Annotated in this window: 22 protein-coding genes; 13 read left to right on the forward strand and 9 right to left on the reverse strand. The window is 73.0% G+C overall.

The window, feature by feature from the left end; genetic code table 11:
* Position 1: 1 nt before the first annotated feature.
* Together AC07CM_RS23965 and AC07CM_RS23970 are read right to left on the reverse strand one after the other, a co-directional pair.
* A complete protein-coding gene (locus AC07CM_RS23965) occupies positions 2-643 on the reverse strand; it encodes an ABC transporter permease (RefSeq protein ID WP_478878487.1) in 642 nt (213 codons plus the stop codon).
* Positions 640-1674: an ABC transporter ATP-binding protein gene (locus tag AC07CM_RS23970; protein WP_478878488.1), complete on the reverse strand. Its 1035-nt coding sequence runs from the start codon at positions 1672-1674 to the stop codon at positions 640-642. Before AC07CM_RS23970 ends, AC07CM_RS23965 begins: the two co-directional genes overlap by 4 nt.
* Positions 1675-1815: 141 nt before the next feature.
* On the opposite strand from AC07CM_RS23970, the gene AC07CM_RS23975 reads away from it, so the two are divergent.
* The 3 genes from AC07CM_RS23975 (at position 1816) to AC07CM_RS23985 (ending at position 4914) form a co-directional block, all read left to right on the forward strand.
* Complete coding sequence (locus AC07CM_RS23975) at positions 1816-3324, forward strand: aromatic amino acid ammonia-lyase (RefSeq protein ID WP_478878489.1); 1509 nt, start codon at positions 1816-1818, stop codon at positions 3322-3324.
* Entirely contained in the window at positions 3321-4193 is an 873-nt protein-coding gene (locus tag AC07CM_RS23980; RefSeq protein WP_478878490.1) for a MurR/RpiR family transcriptional regulator, read from the forward strand. The genes AC07CM_RS23975 and AC07CM_RS23980 overlap by 4 nt, the downstream gene beginning before the upstream one ends.
* A gap of 166 nt (positions 4194-4359) precedes the next feature.
* Positions 4360-4914 (forward strand): hypothetical protein, encoded by a 555-nt coding sequence (locus AC07CM_RS23985; protein ID WP_478878491.1) that lies wholly within the window; start codon positions 4360-4362, stop codon positions 4912-4914.
* Between the two features lie 31 nt (positions 4915-4945).
* On the opposite strand, the gene AC07CM_RS23990 is transcribed toward AC07CM_RS23985, so the two are convergent.
* The 5 genes from AC07CM_RS23990 to AC07CM_RS24010 form a co-directional block, all read right to left on the reverse strand.
* Positions 4946-5320: a roadblock/LC7 domain-containing protein gene (locus AC07CM_RS23990; RefSeq protein ID WP_478878492.1), complete on the reverse strand. Its 375-nt coding sequence runs from the start codon at positions 5318-5320 to the stop codon at positions 4946-4948.
* A gap of 10 nt (positions 5321-5330) precedes the next feature.
* Positions 5331-5825 carry a roadblock/LC7 domain-containing protein gene (locus AC07CM_RS23995; protein WP_478878493.1) on the reverse strand — a complete coding sequence of 165 codons (495 nt, stop codon included), beginning with the start codon at positions 5823-5825 and terminating at the stop codon, positions 5331-5333.
* Between the two features lie 31 nt (positions 5826-5856).
* Complete coding sequence (locus AC07CM_RS24000) at positions 5857-6675, reverse strand: transcriptional regulator (RefSeq protein ID WP_478878494.1); 819 nt, start codon at positions 6673-6675, stop codon at positions 5857-5859.
* Positions 6672-7061 carry a hypothetical protein gene (locus tag AC07CM_RS24005; protein ID WP_478878495.1) on the reverse strand — a complete coding sequence of 130 codons (390 nt, stop codon included), beginning with the start codon at positions 7059-7061 and terminating at the stop codon, positions 6672-6674. The genes AC07CM_RS24000 and AC07CM_RS24005 overlap by 4 nt, the downstream gene beginning before the upstream one ends.
* Positions 7062-7241: 180 nt before the next feature.
* Positions 7242-8615 (reverse strand): type III PLP-dependent enzyme domain-containing protein, encoded by a 1374-nt coding sequence (locus AC07CM_RS24010; protein ID WP_478878496.1) that lies wholly within the window; start codon positions 8613-8615, stop codon positions 7242-7244.
* Between the two features lie 158 nt (positions 8616-8773).
* Here AC07CM_RS24010 and hutU point away from each other — a divergent pair, with 158 nt between their 5' ends.
* Genes hutU through hutI form a run of 4 tightly spaced genes read left to right on the forward strand, consistent with a single transcriptional unit; the run spans position 8774 to position 14203 of the window.
* The gene (hutU, locus tag AC07CM_RS24015) at positions 8774-10438 is read left to right on the forward strand and encodes a urocanate hydratase (protein WP_478878497.1); all 1665 of its coding nucleotides are present in this window, start codon (positions 8774-8776) and stop codon (positions 10436-10438) included.
* Positions 10435-11652, forward strand: a complete 1218-nt coding sequence (locus tag AC07CM_RS24020) for an allantoate amidohydrolase (RefSeq protein WP_478878498.1) — start codon at positions 10435-10437, stop codon at positions 11650-11652. The genes hutU and AC07CM_RS24020 overlap by 4 nt, the downstream gene beginning before the upstream one ends.
* Entirely contained in the window at positions 11649-12986 is a 1338-nt protein-coding gene (locus AC07CM_RS24025; protein ID WP_478878499.1) for a formimidoylglutamate deiminase, read from the forward strand. Before AC07CM_RS24020 ends, AC07CM_RS24025 begins: the two co-directional genes overlap by 4 nt.
* Positions 12987-13024: 38 nt before the next feature.
* Positions 13025-14203 carry an imidazolonepropionase gene (gene hutI / locus AC07CM_RS24030; protein WP_478878500.1) on the forward strand — a complete coding sequence of 393 codons (1179 nt, stop codon included), beginning with the start codon at positions 13025-13027 and terminating at the stop codon, positions 14201-14203.
* Between the two features lie 21 nt (positions 14204-14224).
* Here hutI and AC07CM_RS24035 read toward each other — a convergent pair whose 3' ends face one another.
* Positions 14225-15760: a ricin-type beta-trefoil lectin domain protein gene (locus tag AC07CM_RS24035; RefSeq protein WP_478878501.1), complete on the reverse strand. Its 1536-nt coding sequence runs from the start codon at positions 15758-15760 to the stop codon at positions 14225-14227.
* A gap of 299 nt (positions 15761-16059) precedes the next feature.
* Complete coding sequence (locus tag AC07CM_RS24040) at positions 16060-16953, reverse strand: RNA polymerase sigma factor SigF (protein ID WP_478878502.1); 894 nt, start codon at positions 16951-16953, stop codon at positions 16060-16062.
* A 246-nt stretch (positions 16954-17199) separates the two neighbouring features.
* Here AC07CM_RS24040 and AC07CM_RS24045 point away from each other — a divergent pair, with 246 nt between their 5' ends.
* The 6 genes from AC07CM_RS24045 (at position 17200) to AC07CM_RS24070 (ending at position 22524) form a co-directional block, all read left to right on the forward strand.
* The gene (locus AC07CM_RS24045) at positions 17200-17577 is read left to right on the forward strand and encodes an STAS domain-containing protein (protein WP_478878503.1); all 378 of its coding nucleotides are present in this window, start codon (positions 17200-17202) and stop codon (positions 17575-17577) included.
* A 267-nt stretch (positions 17578-17844) separates the two neighbouring features.
* Positions 17845-18405, forward strand: coding sequence for an ATP-binding protein (locus AC07CM_RS24050; RefSeq protein ID WP_478878562.1), 561 nt, complete (start codon positions 17845-17847; stop codon positions 18403-18405).
* Positions 18406-18607: 202 nt separating this feature from the next.
* Positions 18608-19282, forward strand: a complete 675-nt coding sequence (locus AC07CM_RS24055; RefSeq protein WP_478878504.1) for an LPXTG cell wall anchor domain-containing protein — start codon at positions 18608-18610, stop codon at positions 19280-19282.
* 28 nt (positions 19283-19310) lie between these two features.
* A complete protein-coding gene (locus AC07CM_RS24060) occupies positions 19311-20156 on the forward strand; it encodes a COG1470 family protein (protein WP_478878505.1) in 846 nt (281 codons plus the stop codon).
* Entirely contained in the window at positions 20153-21232 is a 1080-nt protein-coding gene (locus AC07CM_RS24065; RefSeq protein ID WP_478878506.1) for a hypothetical protein, read from the forward strand. The genes AC07CM_RS24060 and AC07CM_RS24065 overlap by 4 nt, the downstream gene beginning before the upstream one ends.
* A gap of 2 nt (positions 21233-21234) precedes the next feature.
* Positions 21235-22524, forward strand: a complete 1290-nt coding sequence (locus AC07CM_RS24070; protein ID WP_478878563.1) for a hypothetical protein — start codon at positions 21235-21237, stop codon at positions 22522-22524.
* Positions 22525-22628 lie beyond the last annotated feature (104 nt).

The raw sequence follows: 22628 nt of genomic DNA on the forward strand, positions 1-22628 counted from the left end.
CTCAGGCTCGCCGCCTCTTCCACGGGGTGAGGACGTACTGGAGGGCGACCAGGGCCGCGTCCGCGAGGACGGCGAGCAGGAGAGTGAGGACCACTCCGGCGATCACCGGGGTCGGGAAGTCGCGCTGGAAGCCGTCGGTGAAGAGCTGGCCGAGGCCGCCGTCGCCGATGTAGGTCGCGACGGACACCAGGGAGATCGACATGACCGTGGCGATGCGGACGCCCGCCATGATCACGGGGAGTGCCAGCGGGAACTCGACCGTGAGGAGGGTGCGAAGGGGGCGCGTGCCCATCGCCTTCGCGGCCTCCTTCACCTTCACGGGGACCGAGTCCAGGCCCTCGACCGTGTTCCGCAGCAGGACGACCAGGGTGTAGATCGTCAGACCGGTCACGGTGGTGGTGCGGGTCAGTCCGCTCACCGGCAGCAGGAGCACGAAGACGGCGATCGACGGGATCGTGAACAGGACGTTCGAGGCGCCGAGGAGGAAGCCGCGCAGCGGGCGGATCCGGTGGGCGAGCACGGCCAGCGGCAGGGAGATCAGCACGCCCAGCAGGACGGCTGTCAGGGCGGCCTGCAGATGGGAGAGGGTGAGGGCGGTGAGGTCGTCGGTGTGGGCGGCTATCCAGGACCAGTCGATCGTCATGCCGCCACGCTCACTTCGGCGTGGGCCCGGCCCGCGCGTGCGTGGATGTCGTCCCGGGAGGAGACGCCGGTGAGGACGCCGTCCGCGTCGACCCGGGCGATCAGGCCCGTGGGGGAGGCGACCGACTCGTTGAGGGCCGACAGCAGCGAGTCGGTGTCCCTGAGCGGGCGTACGGGGAGTTCGGCGTCCTGGGACGCCCAGTGCAGCGGCCTGCCCGCGCCGTCGAGGACGAGGGTCCAGTGGCCGCCCTCGGGGGCGGGACCCTGCGGGAGGTCGGCGAGGTCCGTCAGGGACAGCAGCTTCAGCCCGCGCTCCGCGCCGAGGAAGCCGGCCACGAAGTCGTCGGCGGGGCGGGCGAGCAGTTCGGCGGGCGGTGCGCACTGGACCAGGTGGCCGCCGGTGCGGAAGACGGCGATCTGGTCGCCGAGCCGGACGGCCTCGTCGACGTCGTGGGTGACGAAGACGATGGTCTTGCTCAACTCCTTCTGCAGCCGCAGCAGTTCGTCCTGGAGCTGGGCGCGCACGACCGGGTCGACCGCGCCGAAGGGCTCGTCCATGAGCAGCACCGGCGGGTCGGCCGCCAGGGCGCGGGCGACGCCCACGCGCTGTTGCTGGCCGCCGGAGAGCTGGTGCGGGTAGCGCCGGCCGGCGTCGGCCGCGAGACCGACGGTCTCCAGCAGCTCGACCGCGCGGGCCCGGGCCTTCCTGCGGTTCCAGCCGAGCAGCAGCGGAACGGTGGCGATGTTGTCGAGCACCGTGCGGTGCGGGAAGAGCCCGGCCTGCTGGATGACGTAGCCGATGGAGCGGCGCAGTTCGGCCGCGTCCTGCCGGGTGACGTCCCTGCCGCCGACGCGGATGGTGCCGGAGGTCGGTTCCACCATCCGGTTGATCATCCGCAATGTGGTCGTCTTGCCGCAACCGGAGGATCCGACCAGGACGGTGACGCCGCCCTCCGGCATCTCCAGGCTGAGGTCGTGGACTGCTGTGGTGCCGTTGGGGAAGCGCTTGTGGACCGCATCGAACTGGATCATGAGATGTCCCTTGCCCGGCTGCATAACGTCATGCAGAGTTCTTGGTGTCTGAATAGGTTGTCAATGCTCCGGAGTTAATCCGAGGCAGCCGATGACCACGGAGCAAGATCGAATGTCCGGGTTGAGGGGAGTTTGGGCTTGATGTCGTCTCGCATCATGGACGCGCCTGAGTCCGTACGGTCCGCGACGGTGGTCCTCCAGGGGGCGGGACTCGGCGTCGAGGACGTCGTACACCTCGCCGACGGGGCCGCACGGCCGGTCCCGCAGGCCGATGCGATGCTGCGGGCGGAGGAGTCCTGGAACGCCGCCCGGCGGATCGCGGCCACCGGGCGCGTGTACGGCCGCTCCACCGGCGTGGGCGCGAACCGGAACGAGGACGTGCCCACCGAGGCCGCCACCGGTCACGGCCTGCGCCTGCTGCGCAGCCACGCCGGCGCCGTCGGCGAGGAACTCCCCGCCCGGCAGGTGCGCGCCATGCTCGCCATAAGGGCCAACCAACTGCTCGCCGGCGGTGCGGGGTTGCGGCCCAGCGTGGTCACCGCCCTGTGCGAGGCGCTGGAGACCGGCGCCCATCCGGTCGTCAACGAGTTCGGCTCCGTCGGCACCGGCGACATCGCGGCCCTGGCCCAGGTGGGGCTCGCGCTGGCCGGCGAGCATCCGTGGCGGGGCGGGGGCGCACCCGAGCCGCAGCCCCTCGACAACAACGACGCCCTCGCCCTGATCAGCAGCAACGCCCTCACCCTCGGCCAGTCCGCGCTCGCCCTGCACGAACTGCGCGGCCTGATCGGCGCCACCCAGGTGGTCGCGGCACTGTCCCTGCTCGCCGTCGACGGCTCGCACGAGGCGTACGCCGCGCCCGTGCACGCCGCCCGCCCGCACCGCGGGAGCACCGAGGTGGCCCGGCGGATGCGGGAGCTGATCGGCGCCGCGGACCGGCCGACGCCGCCGCTCGGCCGGATCCAGGACCCGTACGGCTTCCGCTGCCTGCCCCAGATCCACGGCCCCGCGCTCGACGCGGCCGACGCCCTCGAACAGGTCCTGGCCGTGGAGATCAACGCGGCGGCCGAGAACCCGCTCATCGCCCCCGGCGATCTGGCCGCCTACCACCACGGCGGCTTCTACCAGGCCCAACTCGCTCTCGCCCTTGACCACTTCAGGCTCGCGGTGACCCAGGTGGCCCGCCTGTCCACCTCGCGCCTGTCCACGCTCAACGAGCCCGCCTACACCCGCCTGCGCCCCTTCCTCGCCGACCACGAGCCGGCCTCCTCGGGCGTGATGATCCTGGAGTACGCGGCCGGAGCGGCCCTCGGCGACCTGCGGGCCTTCTCCGCCCCCGCGTCGCTCGGGCACGCTGTACTCTCCCGGGGCGTCGAGGAACAGGCGAGCTTCGCCTCGCTCGCCGCGCGGCAGACCCTGCGCGCGTGCGGTGCGTACCGTCTGGTGGTCGGCTGCGAACTCGTCGCCGCGGTCCGCGCGCTGCGCCAGCGCGACCTGAGGCCCGACCCGGGGCTCGAGGCCGGACGGGCGTTCGCGCTCGCCGAGTCGGTCCTCGACGACGACCCGGCCGACCGGCCGCTCACGGACGACGTGACGACGGCGGCCGCACTGCTCGACCGGTTCACGGACATCTGGAGGGGGAGCACGTCATGAGCGTGGACAGGACCACGGCCGCGACGGCCGGTGTGACGGACAGCCCGGCCACCCGGCTGCAGGCCCTCTTCGAGGGGCACCGGCTCACACCGACCCAGCGCCGCATCGCGCACAGCATGGTGCGGCGGGCCGCCGACGTGCCCTTCCTGTCCAGTGTGGAGCTGGCCGAGCTGGCCGGGGTCAGCCAGCCCTCGGTGACCCGGTTCGCGGTCGCCCTCGGCTTCGACGGCTACCCGGCCCTGCGCAAGCACCTGCGCGAGGTCGTGCCCGCCGAACCGGCCGCCGAGGCGGGCTCGTACAACGAGTACCAGCAGGCCGTCGAGGCCGAGATCGAGAACCTCAAGCACCTCGCGGAGCTGCTCGCCGACCCCCGCCCGGTGCAGAAGGCCGGGCGGATCCTGGCCGCCTCCCGCCCGCTGCCGGTGCTCGGGCTGCGCGCCGCCGCGTCCCAGGCGTACGGCTTCGCGTACTTCGCCGCCAAGGTCCACCCGGACGTCCGGCTGCTCAACGAGGGCGGCACGATGATCCACGACCGCATCGACGCGGCCGTCCGCGCCGGCGCCACGGCCCTGCTGTGCTTCGCGCTGCCCCGGCACCCGCGCGAGGTCGTGGACACCCTCGCCTACGCCAGGGAGGCCGGCCTGACCGTCGTCACGGTCGCCGACTCCGCCTTCGCGCCGGTCGCCAAGCACTCCGACCTGCTGCTGCCCGCCGCCGTCGGCACCGGCCTCGCCTTCGACACCGCGTGCGCGCCGATGCTGCTCGGGCGGGTGCTGCTGGAGGCCCTGTGCGACGACCTGCCGGACGCCCAGGCCCGGTTGGAGGAGTTCGACGCGAACGCCGCCGCCCGCGGTCTGTTCGTCGAGTGACCTGCCGCGTTCTCAGACTCGTCTCACCTTCTGCCACTAGCTTCGTGCCGGAACGCAGGCGCTGAGGGAACACGTGACACGGGAGGCTGACGTGGCGCGCGCAGAGCACAGAGGGCACGGAGAACACAGAGAACACAGAGGACACAGAGGACGCGGACTGGCCCGGGTGGCCGTCGTCGTACGGGCCGGGGCCGCACCGCTGTGGTGGTTCGGGGTGTTCGCCGCCGGGATCGGCGTCCTGGTGCCCGGGGTGACCGGGCGCCGGATCGGGGTCACGGCGGGGGCCACTCTCTTCCTGGTGACGGCGGCCGCCGTGGCGCTGGTACGGCGCAAACGGTACGCCGCCCTCGCCCGCGGGGCGGCCCGCGCGGGCAAGTACGACGTCCTGCAGGACCGGGCGGTGACCGTGCGCACCTGGCGCCGCGGACACCGCTGGTGGCTGCTGCTGGGCTTCGCCGTCGCGCTCTGCAGCAGCATCGCGGTGCCCGCGGCCGGGGGCATGCTGCTGGCCGGGGCCGGCGCCGGGCTGCGGTTGAAGGCCGCCTGGCTCGGGCGGCACGAGCGGGCCGGGGGCACGCTGCTGTGGGTGCGCGTCGACTGGCTCGACAAGCAGGGCGGGAACCCCGCGGGCAGGACCGTGAAGGGCCTGCGCGGTACGGGCATCGCGGCCGGCGACGCGGCGCCGGGCGGGGCCCGCCGCCGTACCGCGGCGCTCGTCTGATCCGGAGTCCGCCCGATCCGGAGGAGAGGCCCTAGACCTCCAGGTCCTCCTCGATCCTCTTCAGCTGGTGCCGGGCCATCGCCAGGTTGGCCCGGGAGGCGTCCAGGACGAGGTAGAGGAAGAGACCGTTGCCGCCGCGGCCCTTGAGCAGGCGGATCAGGTGGTACTGGTCCGACAGCGTGATCAGGATGTCGTCGATCTCGGCCTTGAGGCCCAGGTGTTCCATCGTGCGCATCTTGGCGCGGATCACGTCCGTGTTGCCGGCGGCGGCCACGTTCAGGTCGAAGCTCTTGCTGCCGCCCATCGTGCCCAGCGCCATCCCGCTGGTGTAGTCGACGAGCGCGACGCCGGTGGCGCCCTCGATGGAGGTCAGCGCCTCTTTCAGTGCGGTCTCGGTGTTGGCCATGACGGTCCTCTCAACTGTCGGTTGCGGTGCGCGCTTCGGTGGCCGTGGTGCGTGGCACGCGCGTCGTTCGGGTACGTGGTGCGGGTGTGGTTCTGGTGGCGGGCCGGGTGGCCTGCGCCGCCGCCTCGGCGGCGTCGAGCAGTTCCCCGATGCGGGCGCCGGACCGGCGGCCCTCCAGGTGCAGTCGGCCGACGTTGACCCGGTCCTGGGTGAGCAGCGTCAGCACGGCGGTGCGGCCGGCCGCGTAGGTGGCGACGTAGCCGTGTTCGCCGCGCACCAGCAGCTCCCGGAAACCGCCGTTGCCGGTGGCGTCGGCGACCCGTATGGCCACACCCAGCGCGGCCGCGGTGAGCGCCGCGAGGCCCTCCGGGTCGACACCCGGGGTGTCGTGGGCGACGACGAGACCGTCGACGCCGGCCGCGAGCGCGCCGGTGAGCTGCGGGACCCGGGTCCGCAGCCGGCGCAGTTCGTCCAGGACGACCTCCAGGTCCTGTTCGGGCACCATCAGCTCTCTCCTCTCGGCGGGGCGGTGCCGTTCAAAGCGCCTCCAGCGCATCCCTGAGCCTCTTCAGCAGCGCGATGTCGGGGTCGGTGACCGTGAGCGGGGGAGTCGGGAGACTCGGGGGTGGAGCGGGAGCCGTGGCCACCGGCCGGACGAGCCCGGCCGCCGCGAGCCGGCGTGCGTCCACCAGCGTGTGGAACGCCTGCCTGCCCAGGTTGCGGGCGATCTGCGGGGCCGAGCGGACGCCGTCCACCCGGTCCAGGACCGCCCTCTGGCGGGGAGTGACCGGCGGCGCAGCGGCCGGGTCGGCCCGGATCAGCGGGGCGCTGTCGGCTGCCGGGTCCGGCCAGAGGCGGTGCAGCAGCAGACGGCGGCGCAGCGTCTCGCGTTCCAGCGCGATGACCGGAACCGAGGGCAGCGGTCCGAGGCGGGGCCCGCTGTCGTAGCGGAAGCGGCCCGGGGTGCTGCTCGGCGAGAGCGCGAAGTAGCCCGCGTCGTACAGCGCGTCCAGGTGGCACAGCTCCAGGGCGCCCTCGGGCAGCAGCCCCGCGTCCAGCAGCCGGCGGGCCGCTCCCCTAGCGTCGCCGGCCTGGTCGGCGGCCTGTTGCCAGGCGGTGCCGGCCAGGGTGCCGTGGGCCGTGAGGAGCACGTCGAGACCGGGGGCATGAGGGCTCTCGGCGTGCACCACCCGGCCCTCGGCGAGGTACAGGGTGCCGTGCTCCCGGACGAGGACGCCGGTGGCCTGCTCCTCGGCGAGCCGCCGGAGCATCGGCGAGAGCGCGCCCGCCGTTCTCTCCTGCGCGCCGGTCCTGTCCCGCACCGGCAGCGGCGGAGGTGTCCCGACCACAGTCATCCCAGCACCAGCCGGGCAGCCATGTCGCCGAGCCGGATCCGCGCGAGGGCGAGATTGCCCTCCTCGCGGCTGAGCCACAGGTGCAGGAAGACGCTGCTGTCGAAGGACGTGTCCACGAACCGCAGCAGGTGGTAGCTGTCGCGGTTGCTGACGATCAGGTCCTCGACCGGCGGGCGCCCGTCCTCACCCTCGCCGGGCGCGAAGGCGCCGTGTTCGGCGGCCAGCCGGGCCAGTTCGGCGGCCTCCGCCGCGGTGGTCTCGTGGTCACCGCCGGGGGCTTCCCCGACGGTGCCCAGGGCCAGTCCGCTCGTCCAGTCCACCAGGGCGGCTCCCCGGGCCCCGGGCAGCCGCATCGCTTCCAGTAGGCACTCGTCGATTCCGGGCACGCCGGCTCCCCTCCCCGCCTGTGACTCCGGTTGAGTGACAGAGACACTACGCAACGTGTGCGCGAGGGGTGAGCGCTTTGGCATTTTCCAGTGGAACGTGCGCCCGGCGTACTAGTGTTGGTCAACTGACGACTGTTTCAAGAGAGTTAAACCATTTGTTCGAGAAGCGCTCGGGGTGAGTCAACGGCTCCCGGAGGCGCGCAGGGCGGTGAGCGTGGACGCGTGCGCTCCTCCGGATTCGGCCACGACCTCCGCCACCGTCTGCGGCTCCCGTACCGTCGCGAAGGTCACGCCCCCCGTTCCGTCCGGCGCGAAGCCGTAGATGCCCGGCCGCACCAGGGAGTTGTAGGCGTAGTGGTGGGCGAAGCCGTACGCGCCGGTGTCCAGCGCCGCCGCGTAGTCGCCCTGCTCCAGCAGCGGCAGCGCGCGCCCCTCGGCGAGCAGGTCGCCCGAGAAACAGGCCGGCCCCGCCACGTCCTGCACCACTTCGGGTCCCGCCTTGGGCCGGCCCTTCGCGTCGTACGCGGCGATCCTGAGCGGCCACGCCCCCGGCGCGTACACGGTCCGCGTGGCCACCTGCACGCCCGCGTGCGTCACCGCGATCCGCCGCCCGCCGGAACTCTTGGCGTACTCCACCCGCGCCACCACCGTGCCGTGCTTGGCCAGCAGCGACCGCCCGAACTCGGTCACCAGCCCGTACCGCCCGTCGAACAGCCCCGGCACCTCCCGGGCCAGCAGCCGCGCGTACTGTGCGTAGGTCGGCGCCGTCCCCTCTGCGGTGAAGTCGACCGGCAGCCCGCCGCCGAGGTCGAGCGTGTCGATCTGCGGCCGCCCGATCCGCGCGTTGATCTCCTCCGCGAGCGCGTAGGTCTCCGCCACGCCCCGCGCCATCAGCGGCAGTGGGATGCCCTGCGAGCCGGTGTGCGTGTGCAGCCGCGTCAGCCACGGCCGGTCCGCACAGGCCCGGACGACCCACTCCCGGGCCCCCTCGTCGCGCAGCGCCACCCCGAACTTGGAGGTCTCCGTCGCCGTCGAGGTCGCCCCGATGGTGCCTCCGCCGACCTGCGGGTTGACCCGGATGCCCAGCGGTGACCGGGTGGGCGCCGCCCCGACCAGCGCGTCCAGCCGGTCCAGCTCCTGCGGGTTGTCCGCGTTGACGGCGATGCCCAGCGTGAGCGCCTCGCGCAGTTCGGCCGGCGTCTTGGCGGGCGAGTCCAGCACCGTGCGGTCCGGCGGCAGCCCCGCCGCCCGTGCCAGTGCCAGCTCGCCCGGGCTGGCCACCTCCGCCCCGATGCCCTCCTCGTGCAGCAGCCGCAGCACCGGCACGAGCGGGGTCGCCTTCACGGCGAAGGCGTGCAGCACCGGCGTGCCCGGTGCCGTCACCGCCTCGAACGCCGTGCGCAGGGCCACCGCGGACTTACGGATGCCGGTGACGTCCAGCAGGCCCACCACGGCCGCGTCCGGGCCCAGCAGCCCCTGCTCCACCGCGCCGCGTACCGCCTCGTCGCGCCGCGCCGCCCGGTCCCGGGCCTCGCCGTCGGTCTCGTGCTCCACGACTTCTCCCCTCCATCCGCTCCTGACCGCCTCTGTCTGCCTTCGGGTACTTCCAGCCAAACATCCGGGACACCGGGACGTGGCCGCCCGAATGTATTGACTAGTTCTATTCAGAGGGTCAGGATGTGAATAGAGATAGCAACAGGAGGAGGCAGACGATGTCGGGACCCCGCCCCGTACGAGCACCGCGCGGCACGGAACTGAGCACCCTGGGATGGCAGCAGGAAGCCGCCCTGCGGATGCTGCAGAACAACCTCGACCCCGAGGTCGCCGAGCACCCCGACAAGCTCGTCGTCTACGGCGGCACCGGCAAGGCCGCCCGTGACTGGCGCTCCTTCGACGCGATGGTGCGCACGCTGCAGACCCTCAAGCAGGACGAGACCATGCTGGTCCAGTCCGGCCGCCCGGTCGGTGTGATGCAGACCCACGAGTGGGCCCCGCGCGTCCTCATCGCCAACTCCAACCTGGTCGGCGACTGGGCCAACTGGGAGGAGTTCCGCCGTCTGGAGGCCCTCGGCCTGACCATGTACGGCCAGATGACCGCCGGCTCCTGGATCTACATCGGCACCCAGGGCATCCTCCAGGGCACCTACGAGACCTTCGCCGCCGTCGCCGCGAAGAAGTTCGGCGGCACCCTCGCCGGGACCATCACCCTGACCGCCGGCCTCGGCGGCATGGGCGGTGCCCAGCCCCTCGCCGTCACCATGAACGACGGCGTCGCCATCTGCGTCGACTGCGACCCGCGCGCCATCGAGCGCCGCATCGAGCACCGCTACCTGGACGTCAGGGCCGACAACCTCGACCACGCGCTCCAGCTGGCCACCGAGGCCCGCGACGCCCGCCGCCCGCTGTCCATCGGCGTCCTCGGCAACGCGGCCGAGCTGGTCCCGCAGCTGCTCGCGATGAACGCCCCCATCGACATCGTCACCGACCAGACCTCCGCCCACGACCCGCTGTCCTACCTGCCCGTCGGCGTGGCCTTCGAGGACATGGCCGACGCGGCCGCCAAGGACCCGGCCGGCTTCACCACCCGCGCCCGCGAGTCCATGGCGAAGCACGTCGAGGCCATGGTCGGCTTCATGGACGCCGGCGCAGAGGTCTTCGACTACGGCAACTCCATCCGCGGTGAGGCCCAGCTGGCCGGATACGACCGAGCCTTCGCCTTCCCCGGCTTCGTCCCGGCCTACATCCGTCCCCTCTTCTGCGAGGGCAAGGGCCCGTTCCGCTGGGCGGCCCTGTCCGGCGACCCCGCCGACATCGCCAAGACCGACAAGGCGATCCTCGACCTCTTCCCGGAGAACGAGTCCCTGGCCCGCTGGATCAAGTTGGCCGGCGAGCGCGTCCACTTCCAGGGCCTGCCCGCCCGCATCTGCTGGCTCGGCTACGGCGAACGCGACAAGGCCGGCGAGCGCTTCAACGACATGGTGGCCTCCGGCGAGCTGGCGGCTCCGCTGGCCATCGGCCGCGACCACCTGGACTGCGGCTCCGTCGCCTCCCCGTACCGCGAGACCGAGGCCATGCTCGACGGCTCCGACGCGATCGCCGACTGGCCGCTGCTGAACGCCATGGTCAACGTGGCCTCCGGCGCGTCGTGGGTCTCCATCCACCACGGCGGCGGCGTCGGCATGGGCCGCTCCATCCACGCCGGCCAGGTCACGGTGGCCGACGGCACGAAGCTGGGCGGCGAGAAGATCCGGCGCGTCCTGACCAACGACCCCGGCATGGGCGTCATCCGGCACGTGGACGCCGGGTACGACATCGCGGAGTCCGTCGCGCAGGAGCGCGGGGTGCGGGTGCCCATGCGCGAGGGTGACCAGGCGTGACCTTCCACAGCATGTGGGCGGAGCTGCTGCCGATCGGCCGCAGCTCCGCCTCCGGCGGTTACCGCCGTTACGCCTGGACCGGCGCCGACGCCGAGTGCCGGGCCTGGTTCAAGGAGCAGGCCGAGGCCCGCGGGCTGACCTACGAGGTCGACCGCAACGGCAACCAGTGGGCCTGGCTCGGGGATCCGTCCGCCGGGGACGCGGTCGTCACCGGGTCGCATCTGGACTCGGTGCCGGACGGCGGCGCCTTCGACGGGCCCCTCGGGGTCGTGTCCTCGTTCGCCGCCCTGGACGAACTGCGCGGGAGGGGAGCGCGGTTCACCAAGCCCCTGGCCGTCGTCAACTTCGGCGACGAGGAGGGTGCCCGGTTCGGGCTGGCCTGCGTCGGCTCCCGGCTCACCGCCGGAGAGCTGACCGTCGAACAGGCCCACCGGCTCACCGACGGCGAGGGCGTCACGCTGCCCCGGGCCATGGAGGCCGCCGGCCACGACCCCGACGGCATCGGGGCCGACCCGGAGCGGCTCGCCCGTATCGGTGCCTTCGTCGAGCTGCACGTCGAGCAGGGCCGCGCGCTGGACCTGTCCGGCGACCGGGTCGGTATCGCCAGTGCCATCTGGCCGCACGGCCGCTGGCGCTTCGACTTCCGGGGCGAGGCCAACCATGCGGGCACCACCCGGCTGGTCGACCGGCGCGACCCGATGCTGTCGTACGCCGAGACCGTGCTCGCCGCCCGCCGGGAGGCCGAACTCGCCGGTGCCGTCGCCACCTTCGGCAAGATCTCCGTCGAGCCGAACGGCGTCAACGCCATCCCCTCCCTGGTGCGCGGCTGGCTCGACTCCCGCGCGGCCGACCAGCAGACCCTGGACACGGTCGTCGGCGGCATCGAGAAGGCGGCCCGGGAGTACGCGGACGCCCACGGCATCGACCTCGACGTCGTCCGGGAGTCCTTCACCCCGGTCGTCGAGTTCGACCACGCCCTGCGCGACGAACTCGGCCGCATCCTGGGAAGGGACACCGCCCTGAAGGTGCCCGTCCTCGGGACCGGCGCCGGACACGACGCCGGAATCCTCTCCGGGCGCATTCCGACCGCCATGCTGTTCGTGCGCAACCCCACGGGTGTCTCGCACTCCCCGGCCGAGTTCGCGGCCGAGGACGACTGCGTGGCCGGGGTGAGCGCGCTCGCCGACGTACTGGAAGGGCTGGCCTGCACGTGACCACACGGACGTACTGGCTGGAGCACGCCTGGCTCGACACGAACGTCGAGCCGGGTGTGGCGGTGCAGGTCGCGGACGGCCGGATCACCGCCGTCCGCACCGGCGTACCCACCCCGCCGCCCGGCGCCGAGCCCCTGCGCGGCCTGACCCTGCCCGGCCTGGCGAACGCCCACTCGCACGCCTTCCACCGGGCCCTGCGCGGCACGGTCCAGGTGGGCAGTGGCACCTTCTGGACCTGGCGCGAGGTGATGTACTCCGTCGCCGACCACCTGACCCCGGAGACCTACCACGCGCTCGCCCGCGCGGTGTACGCCGAGATGGCGCTGGCCGGCATCACCTGTGTCGGCGAGTTCCACTACGCGCACCACGCGCCCGGCGGCACTCGCTACGCCGACCCCAACGCGATGGGCGAGGCGCTGATCGCGGCCGCCGCCGAAGCCGGGATCCGCATCACCCTGCTGGACACCTGCTACCTCTCCGCCGGCTTCGGCGAGCCGCCCAGCGCCCACCAGCTGCGTTTCTCCGACGGCAGCGCCGAGGCCTGGGCCGAACGCTGTGCAGTTCTCAAGGAACGGGATCACGCGCGGATCGGAGCGGCCATCCACTCCGTGCGGGCCGTGCCCGCGGACCAGCTGGCGACCGTGGCGGGGTGGGCCGAGGAGCGGCGGGCCCCGCTGCACGTGCACCTGTCGGAGCAGACCGCCGAGAACGACGCCTGCCGGGCCGCGCACGGCCGCACCCCCACCCGGCTCCTCGCCGACCACGGGGTCCTCGGACCGCGCACCACCGGGGTGCACAACACCCACCTCACCGACGAGGACATCGCGCTGCTCGGCGGGTCCGGCACCGGCACCTGCATGTGCCCGACGACCGAACGCGACCTGGCGGACGGCATCGGCCCGGCGGCCGCCCTCCAGCGGGCGGGCTCCCCGCTCTCCCTCGGTTCCGACAGCCACGCCGTCATCGACCTGCTCGAAGAGGCACGCGCGATGGAGCTGAACGAGCGGCTGCGCACCCGCACCCGGGGCCACTGGACGGCCGCCGCACTGCTGCGCGCGGCCTCGGCGGACGGCCACGCGGCACTGGGCTGGCAGGACGCGGGCAGCCTGCAGTCGGGTGCGCTCGCCGACTTCACGACGATCGCCCTGGACTCCGTCAGGACAGCGGGGCCGCTGCCGCGGCTCGGCGCCGAGACAGCCGTATTCGCCGCGTCCGCCGCGGACGTACGCCACACCGTCGTGGGCGGCCGGCATGTCGTACGGGACGGAGTCCACGCCCTCGTACCCGACGTTCCGTCGGCACTGGCGGACGCCGTCGCGGCCCTGCGGGGCTGACACCCGCCGACCCCCACCCGGCCACCCCTGAGGACCCCATGAGCAGCAGCACCGTCATCACCAACATCGCCACGCTGGTCACCAACGACCCCTCCTCGGGATGGGGAGGCTCCCCCCTCGGCCTGATCCAGGACGCGGCCGTCGTCATCGACGGCGACCGCGTCGTCTGGACCGGTGAATCCAGCAAAGCACCCGCCACTGACAACCGGGTCGACGCGGGTGGCCGGGCCGTGCTGCCGGGCTTCGTGGACTCCCACTCCCACCTGGTCTTCGCCGGTGACCGCACGCAGGAGTTCAACGCCCGCATGTCCGGCCGCTCCTACAGCGCGGGCGGCATCCGCACCACGGTGGCGGCCACCCGCGCCGCCACCGACGCGGAACTGGAGCAGAACCTCACCCGCTACCTGGCCGAGGCCCTCCGCCAGGGCACCACCACCTTCGAGACGAAGTCGGGCTACGGCCTCACCGTCGAGGACGAGTCCCGCGCCCTGCGCATCGCGGCCCGCCACACCGACGAGGTGACCTACCTCGGCGCCCACATCGTCTCCCCCGACTACGCCGAAGACCCGGCGGCCTACGTCGCCCTGGTCACGGGCGAGATGCTGGACGCCTGCGCGCCGCACGCCCGCTGGATCGACGTCTTCTGCGAGAAGGGCGCCTTCGACGGCGACCAGGCCCGCGCGATCCTCACCGCGGGCAAGGCGAAGGGCCTGCACCCGCGCGTCCACGCCAACCAGCTCTCCTACGGCCCCGGCGTGCAGCTCGCCGTCGAACTGGACGCCGCCAGCGCCGACCACTGCACCCACCTCACGGACGCGGACGTCGACGCCCTCGCCAACGGCGGCACGGTCGCGACCCTGCTGCCCGGAGCCGAGTTCTCCACCCGCGCCGAATGGCCGGACGCCCGCCGCCTGCTGGACGCCGGCGTGACGGTCGCCCTGTCCACGGACTGCAACCCCGGCTCGTCCTTCACCTCCTCGGTGCCCTTCTGCATCGCCCTGGCCGTCCGGGACATGCGCATGACGCCCGACGAGGCCGTGTGGTCCGCCACGGCGGGCGGCGCGGCGGCCCTGCGCCGCACCGACATCGGCCGCCTCACCCCGGGCGCCTTCGCCGACCTGACCCTGCTGGACGCGCCCAGCCACGTCCACCTGGCGTACCGGCCGGGCGTGCCGCTGGTCAGCGGGGTCTGGCGCAGGGGCGAGCGGGCCGTGTGACCGTGCGGGCCGGGGCCGGGTTCAGACGGCCCCGGCGCGCCACCGCTGTGCCCGGCCCCCGTCCAGCGGCTCCAGCGCCACCCCGTCCCCGCCGTCCGGCGTCACCGCCGTCTCGATGGCGATCTCCGGGCGGATCGTGCCGTCGGGGTCCACGGTGAAGCGCAGGTTCCGGCCGTTGCGGCCGTAGACCGAGTCGCAGCCCCAGATGCCCACGCCCCGGTCGGTCGAGCCGCGGCTGTCCAGGCAGTAGTCGGAGTCGGCGGCCGAGCGCAGGACCCCCAGGTCGGCGTCGACGCGCCAGCGCTGCGTGCGGGAGGAGTCGCAGCGCGCCGTGACGACGTCGTTGCCCTCCGACAGGTCGCCGTCGCGAATGTCCAGACAGCGGCCGGTGGCGAGGTTCACCACCTGGGCGTAGCTACTGCCCGGGGGCGAGGGTGTCGGGGACGGGCTCGGTGTGGGGCGGCGCGGCGGCTGTGTGGTCGGAGGGGGCGAAGTCCTGCTGGGGGACGGCGACTTGCTGGTACGGGAGGGCGTCGGGGAGGGGGACGGGGACGGGGACACGGAGACCGTCGCCGTCACCGTCACCGGTGGCGGAGCGGGCGTCGCCGCCACCGGCTGCCGGTCGGCTTCGTCCGCGGAGGACAGCAGGAACACCAGCAGCGGCGCCAGGGCCACGCCCAGGGCCGCCGAGGCCAGCAGGTAGCGCCGCCGGGGCGGCCAACTCCGGGGGAGCTGGGCCACCTTGGGTGCCGGCACGGGTTCGCCCTGGCGCAGGTACGACGTCCCGTTCCACGGCAGCAGGCCCTCCGCCAGCGTCTGCCTCGGGGTGTCCCGCAGGGCGGTCAGGTCCTCGAACGCGGCCGTGCAGTGCGGGCAGTGCGCCTTGTGGGCGTCCAGGTCGGGGCTGCGGCGGGGGCCGTCCTGCCGTACCGCCTCCTCGATCAGGCGGCGGAAGTCGGCGCAGCGCGGGTCGTCGGAGGCGGCGAGGCGGTGTCTCAGGCACGCCTGGCCCAGGGCCTTCATCGCCTGCGGGGTGCCGTAGGCGACGTCGGTGCGGCTCAGGCCCAGGAAGGCGGCGGTGCGCTCCATGGGCTGCTCTTCGAGGACGCCGTACCAGATCAGGCCCTGCGTGCGGGACGGGAGCGTCTGGAACGCCGGGAGCAGGGGCGGGGTCGGGCCGTCGGGCAGGCCGCTGGAGTTCAGCACCAGCAGCAGGGCGGGGTCCACGCCCGCCGAGCGCTCGTCGGTGGCCCATGCTGCCGCCAACCGTGCCGTGAGCAGCAGGAGTTGGTGGCGCAGGGGAACGCTCGGCTCCCGGCCCCGGGCCGTCTCGCGAGCCGCCGTGGTGAAGGCCTCGGCCGCCAGCCGACGTGCGGCGGACTCGGTCGTGGCGCACAGCCGGGCGTAGGCGAGGACCGCCGGGTGGTGCCGGCGGCGCAGCTCCTGGAGCGCCGGGTAGGCCGTCGAGGTGGAAGCCCGCAGCAGTTCCGTCAGCCGTGTGTCCGGCGCGTCCGCGTGTCCGTCGCCCGCATCGGCCGGGTCGCCGCCCTGAGCCATCCCGCATCCTCCGTCCCCGAGGTCCTTGACCTACCCGTCAGTTCGGGGGCCCATCGTGATGCAGGGGACGGGTTCGGAAAAGAGGTTTCCCCGGGTAACCGCATAACGGTTCGTACCGCTCCGCGGGACGTTTCGCGCACCGGACGCGCGACGGTTCGCGCGCCGCCCCTACGGCAGTTCGCGCCCGGGCGCATGACGGCTGGACGACCGGGTACCGGCCACTCGAGGTGGTCCGGCCCTGACACGCCGAAGCGGCCCGGCACAGTCGGCCGAGCCGCCCCACGCGCGCATGCGGAGGGTCACTCCTCCAGGGTCAGCCCCTTGCGCAGCCGCACCAACGTCCTCGACAGCAGACGGGACACGTGCATCTGGGAGATGCCGAGTTCCTCGCCGATCTCCGACTGGGTCATGCCCGCGACGAAGCGCAGGGACAGGATCTTCCGGTCCCGGGGCGGGAGTTCGGCGATCAGGGGCTTCAACGACTCGACGTACTCGATGCCTTCGAGTCCGTGGTCCTCGTAGCCGATGCGGTCCGCCAGCGCGCCCTCGGAGTCGTCCTCCTCGGGCTGGGCGTCCAGGGAGGAGGCCGTGTAGGCGTTCGAGGCGGCCATGCCCTCGACGACCTGGTCGTTGGTGATGCCGAGCCGCTCGGCGAGTTCCGCGACGGTGGGGGCGCGGTCCAGCTTCTGGGCCAGCTCGTCCCCGGCCTTGGCCAGGTCCAGCCGCAGCTCCTGCAGGCGGCGCGGTACGCGCACGGACCACGAGGTGTCACGGAAGAATCGCTTGATCTCGCCGATGATGGTCGGCATCGCGAAGGTGGGGAATTCCACACCGCGGGAGAGCTCGAAGCGGTCGATCGCCTTGATCAGGCCGATGGTGCCGACCTGGACGATGTCCTCCATGGGCTCGCTGCGGGAGCGGAAGCGTGAGGCGGCGAACTTGACGAGCGCGAGGTTCAGCTCGACGAGCGTGTTGCGGACGTACGAGTACTCGTGCGTCCCTTCCTCCAGCGACTCCAGTCGCTCGAAGAGAGTCTTGGACAGGGCCCGCGCGTCGACCGGGCCGACCTCGTCGAAGGGGGGGATCTCCGGGAGTCCCTCGAGGGCGTCGATGGGATCGATGGGATCCAGTTGTTCCGGTGGGGGTGTCGACGTCGCGATCCGGGTATGCGATCCGTCGAGCCGGGGTGACATGGGTGTCCTCCATCGTTCTCGGCATATGGCTGCCGAAGCCAATACGTGCACTGCGGTGTGCGGCGCCTCCGAAGCCGGCGTGTAGGGGTGTGTGTCCTTACTAGCCCTACCTGCTTTCCCGAGCCGATCGCAAGTACGTTCTGTAGTGATATGTCCGATTGTGTGAGGTTGTTCGGGTGTCGGAGTGCGGAAGGAAGGCGTAATGTTCGAGGGCATCAACGGCCACGACCTCGGGAGAGAGACGGCATGGACCACGGGACGGTCGGCAGCGCACAGTCGGGCCGGCTTCTGGTGGAGGTGCGGGAAGAGGGCTCCAGCGCCGTAGTGACACCGGCCGGTGAGCTCGATCACCACACCGCCGATCTTCTGCGCGAGCCGCTCGACGACCTCCTGGACAAGGGGTTCTCGCGGCTTGTGGTGGACTGCTCGCGGCTGGAGTTCTGCGACTCCACGGGCCTGAACGTACTGCTCGGGGCCCGGCTGAAGGCGGAGGCCGCCGGCGGTGGAGTGCACCTGGCGGGGATGCTCCCCGTAGTCGCTCGCGTGTTCGAGATCACCGGGGCGGAGGCGGTCTTCACCGTCCACGACTCCGTGGAGGCGGCGCTGGCCGGCGAGGGCGACTGACCTCTGCCCGGCCGTCCCCCGCGGGGCGCTGCCCGCGCGTGGCATGAGTCATGCCCCATGCGGGGGTGTTTCGGCGGATCGGTCGGGCAGGAGACATCCTGAACCCCGGCGGTCGCCGGAGCCCCCGACGGCCCCGGGAACCGACGAACGGCCCAGGTGCGACATAAGTGCGTGGGGCGGACCGCCGGTGGATGGCGTACGGACCGGCCGGTACCTGCGGGTGCCGGACTATTGAATCGTGAACTGGTGAATCGGTGAGGTGAAGCGCTGATGACCACCCGGCCTTACTCGCCGGGCGACCGCGGCCCGGAGCCGAGCGGCGCTTCCGGGGCGTCCGAGGGGGGTGCGCCGGCCGACGGCGTGTCCGCGGGGGCGGCCGTGCCGTCCGTGCCGTCCGAAGGCGCGCGGGAAGCCCCGGGGCGGCAGGTCCGCAGGCTGAGCCTGGAAGGCGAGAGCGGCGTCGTTCCGCTCGCCCGTGACTTCACTCGCCAGGCGCTGTACGCGTGGGGCTGGCTGCCCGCGGCCGGCGCGGACCAGCGGGCCGCCGCCGAGGACGTGCTGCTCGTCGTGTCCGAGCTGGTCACCAACGCCTGCCTGCACGCCGAGGGCCCGGACGAACTGTTCCTCGCCTGCGACAACAAGGTGATCCGGCTGGAGGTGTCCGACCGCGGCACAGGCCAGCCGGCCCCCCGCACCCCGCACCGCGCCGGCCGCCCCGGCGGCCACGGCATGTTCATCGTGCAGCGGCTGTGTCTGGACTGGGGCGTCGTCCGCACACCGGGCCGCTCGGGCAAGACGGTGTGGGCGGAGCTGGGCGCTCCCGCCTGAGCGGACCGGCGGCGGTCCGGTCGCGCACCGACCGGTCCTCGGCCAACGGCCACCTGGGCTCCCGTCTCCACTCGAATCCCCCTTCGCGCACGCCGGATCGACACAACTCCGGCGTGTGACGCGTCTTCCCTCCTCACGACCCCGGGCGTACCTTGACGGCCGAATCTGATGTGCCGTCAGGAATGAATGGGGTGGACCGAACGTGTCGTACCCGAAACGAACCGCCGCGCTCGTGTCCGCCGCGGCCCTGGCAGGCTCGGCGGTGCTGCTCGCCGCACCGGCGGCCCACGCCGACGTCGTCGACGTCGACTACCACTGCAAGACGCCGATCGGCGACAAGAGCGCCGTCTCGCCGATCGACATCACGGGCGTCAAGAACGGCAGCGGCTACAGGATCACGATGTCCTGGCGGAAGGGCGTCTCCTCCAGTCCGGTGGAGTTGGGCAAGGGTGCGATGAACCCGAGCGCCACCATCCGGCTCGGCGGCGCCGACAGCGGCACCCTCGCGGTCTCCGGTCCCGCCAACTCCGCAGCGATCCCCGCCAACACTCCCATCAAGATCAGCGACCTGAGCGGCACCTACACGCCGAAGAAGACCGGCAAGGTCACCTTCACGGCGGCCACGCTCACCATCAAGGCGCTCGGCACGACGACCACCTGCACCCCCACCAACAACCCCAAGCCGTCCCTGACTCTGGACGTGACGGCGGCGGGCGGATCGTCGGCCTCGTCGTCCGGCGGCTCCGCCGACCGGCTCCCGCAGACCGGCCCCGAGGACTCCGCCGTCGCCCTCGGCACCCTGGGCGGCACGGTCGTCCTCGTGGGCGCGGCGGGCGCGCTGTGGCTGACCCGACGGAACCCGGCCGTACGCCGCTGAACCACAGCTCAAGACCGTGGAGCCGCCCATGCCGTCCGCCGCCCGTGTCCTCGGCCTCACCCTGCTCCTGCTGCCGGCGTCCGCACCGACCGCACAGGCCGCGGCCGGCTGGTCGGTCGCCCCCACCGGCTCCGGACGCCCCTCCCTCTACGCCGAGGGCGCCCCGGGCACGGTCCTGCGGGACACGGTGTCCGTGACCAACCGCGGCCGGCAGCCGATCACCGTACGGCTGCACGGCACCGGCCCGCGCATCGCGTTCGCCCGGACGGCCCTCCGCGTCCCCGCCCGCACCCGTGCCGAGGTGCCCTTCACGGTGACCGTGCCGACGGACGCCGCTCCCGGTGACCGCTCCGGCACCATCGCCGCCCGGGACACCGACGGCCGCACGGCGACCGTGGCGCTCCGGCTGCGCGTGGGCGGACCGGCACTGTCAGCGCTGACCGTCGAACATGTCGCGGTGCGCGGCGGCCGCATCACGTACGAGCTGGTCAACCGCGGTACGACCGTCCTCGTACCGAAACTCGCGGTGCACGCGGACGGTGTCCTCGGCCCGGTCCTCGACCGTCACGCCCGCACCCTGCCGGTGCGTCTGCCACCGGCAACCCGCCGGACCCTGAGCGAGCCGTGGCCAGACCGGCCGGTGCTGGACGACGTCGACGTACGGCTGACGGTGACCGCGGCGGGCGGCGCCCACGACACCACCCACGCGTCCGCCCGGTTCGTGCCCTGGGGCGCGGTGACGGGTGTCGCCTCGGCGGCGGCCGCGGTGCTGGCAGCGCTGTCGGGCGTACGGCGTCGCAGGCGGCGTGGGAGCACGGCGGACGACGACGGACATCCGGGTGCGGAGGTCGAGTTGACGGGAGCGGTGTCGTGAGCTGCAAGGCCCGGATTCCGGCGGCGGCGGTGCTCGCGCTGCTCGCGCTGCTCCTGTTGTCCGTCACCGCTCCCGCGGCCTCGGCGGACGGCCCGGTCGTGAAGCTGTCCGCGGCCCAGGCGGGCACGGGCGGTTCGGTGACCGTGAGCGGGAGCGGCTGGCGGCCGCGCACGCTGCTGATGATGCTGATCTGCGGGCGGGCCACGCCGTCCCGCGGTGTGATCGGTGGCACCAACTCCTGCGCCAACGGCGACGGCCGGGCCGTGACCACGGACGCCGGTGGCTCCTTCGCCAGGAAGCTGCCGGTCGCCGAACCGCCCGTGCCGTGCCCCTGCGTGGTGCACGTCGCCACGGTGACCGGTGCGAAGGCCGAGGCGGACGCCGTCCTCCAGGTCGCCGGGCATCCCGTGGCCCCGCTGCCCGCCGAGCCCTCCGGCGGCCGCCTGTCGATCCTCTCCGACACCCGGCTCACCGGCTCCGGCTCCGTGCTGACCTGGTTCGGAGCCCCGCCGAGCCGCACCCTGGTCTTCACCGCCGGCAACCTCGGCTCCGCCACGATCAAGGACCCGGTCTTCCGGGTCGGCACCGCGCACGGCGTCTTCGCCCCCGAGTGGGACGAGCAGCAGTGGCACGGCACCCTCGCGCCCGGGAAGAAGGCACAGATCAAGCTGCCCGTCGAGCTGTCGGCCGGGGCGCACGGCGACTACACCGTGTCCCTCCGGTACGACGGCAAGGTCCTCGCCGAGCAGCCCTGGGGCGTGGGCCGCCCCTGGGGCGTGACGCTGTTCTGGATCCTGCTCTGCCTGGTCGTCCCGGCCGCGCTGTTCCGCGCCGGAATGGCCGTGGTGGAGCGGGTACGGCCGGGCCGGCCGGGCGGCGTCCGCCACCGGCGCCCGGCACGGGCCGCCCTCCGCCTGCCCCGCTCCCGCACCCACGGGCCCGAGCCCGACACGACTCCGACCCTGCCGTGGTTCACCCCGGGATCCGTCCCGGGCGGCCCGGCCGGCCGGCTCTCCGCACCGCACGACGACAGCCCGACGAGTCCTACGACTCCCACCACGAAGGGACCCACGTGAGCATGCGAAGGAGAGGCACACCGGCCCGCCGGACGGGCGCATCGGGCGCCGCACTGGTGCTCTGCTCGGCAGGCGTACTGCTGGGCGTGGCCGCCACGCCCGCGCAGGCGGCCCAGGTGTCGTTCGCCACCCACTGCGTGCCGCCCGCGGGCATCGACCCGGTCGACGGCACCACGAAGGTCGAGATCACCGCGCCGGCCACTGCGAAGGTGGGCGACACGGTGGACATCGTGTGGAAGTTCGTACAGGCCGCCTCCAAGAACCCCGACATCATCGACCTGCCCGCCAACTCGGTGCAGCCGTCCGGGGTGCTGAAGGCGGCCGGGGCGCAGGCCGCCGACATCGCCATGCAGGGCCCGCGGGAGAACCCGGCGATCCCCAAGGGCGCCGACATGGTGCTGTCGGACATGAAGGGCAGCCTGAAGCTGACGACGGCCGGCGAGGTGACCCTGACGCCGGACGCGTACACGGTCAACGCGATGTCGACGGACACCAAGTGCACGCCGAAGGAGACCGTGCAGAAGGCGGCGACGATCGAGGTGACGCCGGGCAGCGGGGGCACGTCCAGTACGACCCCGACCCGGTCGACGACCCCGACGCACTCTTCGACGCCGACGAACACCGCGACCGCCACGCCGACGGCGACCGGCGGCTCCGGCCAGACCGACTACACGGGCAAGGAGGTCCAGGTTCCCTACGCCTGCAAGACGCCGATCGGCGACAAGAACGCGACCTCTCCGGTGCAGATCAACGCCAGGAGGAACAGCGGGAGTTTCGACCTCACTGTGCAGTTCAAGAAGTCGGTGATGAACAGCCCCGCCGACATCCCGAAGGACTCCGTGAAGCCGTCGATGGAGGTGGTGCTGGGCGGCGCGGACAAGGGCACCGTGCACGTGGAGGGGCCGACGAACCCCAACCCCATCAAGTCCGGCGACCCGATCGAGATCCCGGACCTCACCGGCACCTACAAGCCGGGCGCGAGCGGCACGTCGACCCTGTCCCCGGGCGTGCTCACCATCAAGGCGCTGGGCACCACCACGACGTGCACCCCGACCAGGACGGAGGTCTCCCTCACCCTGGACACCACCCAGCAGCCGGGCGGCGCCTCGGGCGGCACCTCGACCTCCGGCGGCTCGTCGTCGTCCGGCGGCAGCAGCGGCGGCGCGGGCGGCCTCGCCGAGACCGGCTCCGGCGACCACGGCGCCCTGAAGGCGCTCGGCCTGGTGGCGGGCACGGCGATCCTGCTGGGCGGCGCGGTGTTCACGTTCATGCCGAAGCGCAGGACGCGGTAGCTCCCGGACAACGGAGGAGGGGGGGGGGGGGGGGGGGGGGGGGGGGGGGCGAGTCCGCTATGGGCCTACTAGCATGCCGCCACCCCCCCCCCGCCCCTCTCCTT

Source organism: Streptomyces sp. NPDC044061 (assembly GCF_056434305.1).

What these genes read in the sequence shown, in the direction of transcription:
- AC07CM_RS23965 (WP_478878487.1), bottom strand. Translation starts at nt 643, where the DNA reads ATGACGATCGACTGGTCCTGGATAGCCGCCCACACCGACGACCTCACC.
- AC07CM_RS23970 (WP_478878488.1), bottom strand. Translation starts at nt 1,674, where the DNA reads ATGATCCAGTTCGATGCGGTCCACAAGCGCTTCCCCAACGGCACCACA.
- AC07CM_RS23975 (WP_478878489.1), top strand. Translation starts at nt 1,816, where the DNA reads ATGTCGTCTCGCATCATGGACGCGCCTGAGTCCGTACGGTCCGCGACG.
- AC07CM_RS23980 (WP_478878490.1), top strand. Translation starts at nt 3,321, where the DNA reads ATGAGCGTGGACAGGACCACGGCCGCGACGGCCGGTGTGACGGACAGC.
- AC07CM_RS23990 (WP_478878492.1), bottom strand. Translation starts at nt 5,320, where the DNA reads ATGGCCAACACCGAGACCGCACTGAAAGAGGCGCTGACCTCCATCGAG.
- AC07CM_RS23995 (WP_478878493.1), bottom strand. Translation starts at nt 5,825, where the DNA reads ATGGTGCCCGAACAGGACCTGGAGGTCGTCCTGGACGAACTGCGCCGG.
- AC07CM_RS24000 (WP_478878494.1), bottom strand. Translation starts at nt 6,675, where the DNA reads ATGACTGTGGTCGGGACACCTCCGCCGCTGCCGGTGCGGGACAGGACC.
- hutU (WP_478878497.1), top strand. Translation starts at nt 8,774, where the DNA reads ATGTCGGGACCCCGCCCCGTACGAGCACCGCGCGGCACGGAACTGAGC.
- hutI (WP_478878500.1), top strand. Translation starts at nt 13,025, where the DNA reads ATGAGCAGCAGCACCGTCATCACCAACATCGCCACGCTGGTCACCAAC.
- AC07CM_RS24035 (WP_478878501.1), bottom strand. Translation starts at nt 15,760, where the DNA reads ATGGCTCAGGGCGGCGACCCGGCCGATGCGGGCGACGGACACGCGGAC.
- AC07CM_RS24040 (WP_478878502.1), bottom strand. Translation starts at nt 16,953, where the DNA reads ATGTCACCCCGGCTCGACGGATCGCATACCCGGATCGCGACGTCGACA.
- AC07CM_RS24045 (WP_478878503.1), top strand. Translation starts at nt 17,200, where the DNA reads ATGGACCACGGGACGGTCGGCAGCGCACAGTCGGGCCGGCTTCTGGTG.
- AC07CM_RS24060 (WP_478878505.1), top strand. Translation starts at nt 19,311, where the DNA reads ATGCCGTCCGCCGCCCGTGTCCTCGGCCTCACCCTGCTCCTGCTGCCG.
- AC07CM_RS24070 (WP_478878563.1), top strand. Translation starts at nt 21,235, where the DNA reads ATGCGAAGGAGAGGCACACCGGCCCGCCGGACGGGCGCATCGGGCGCC.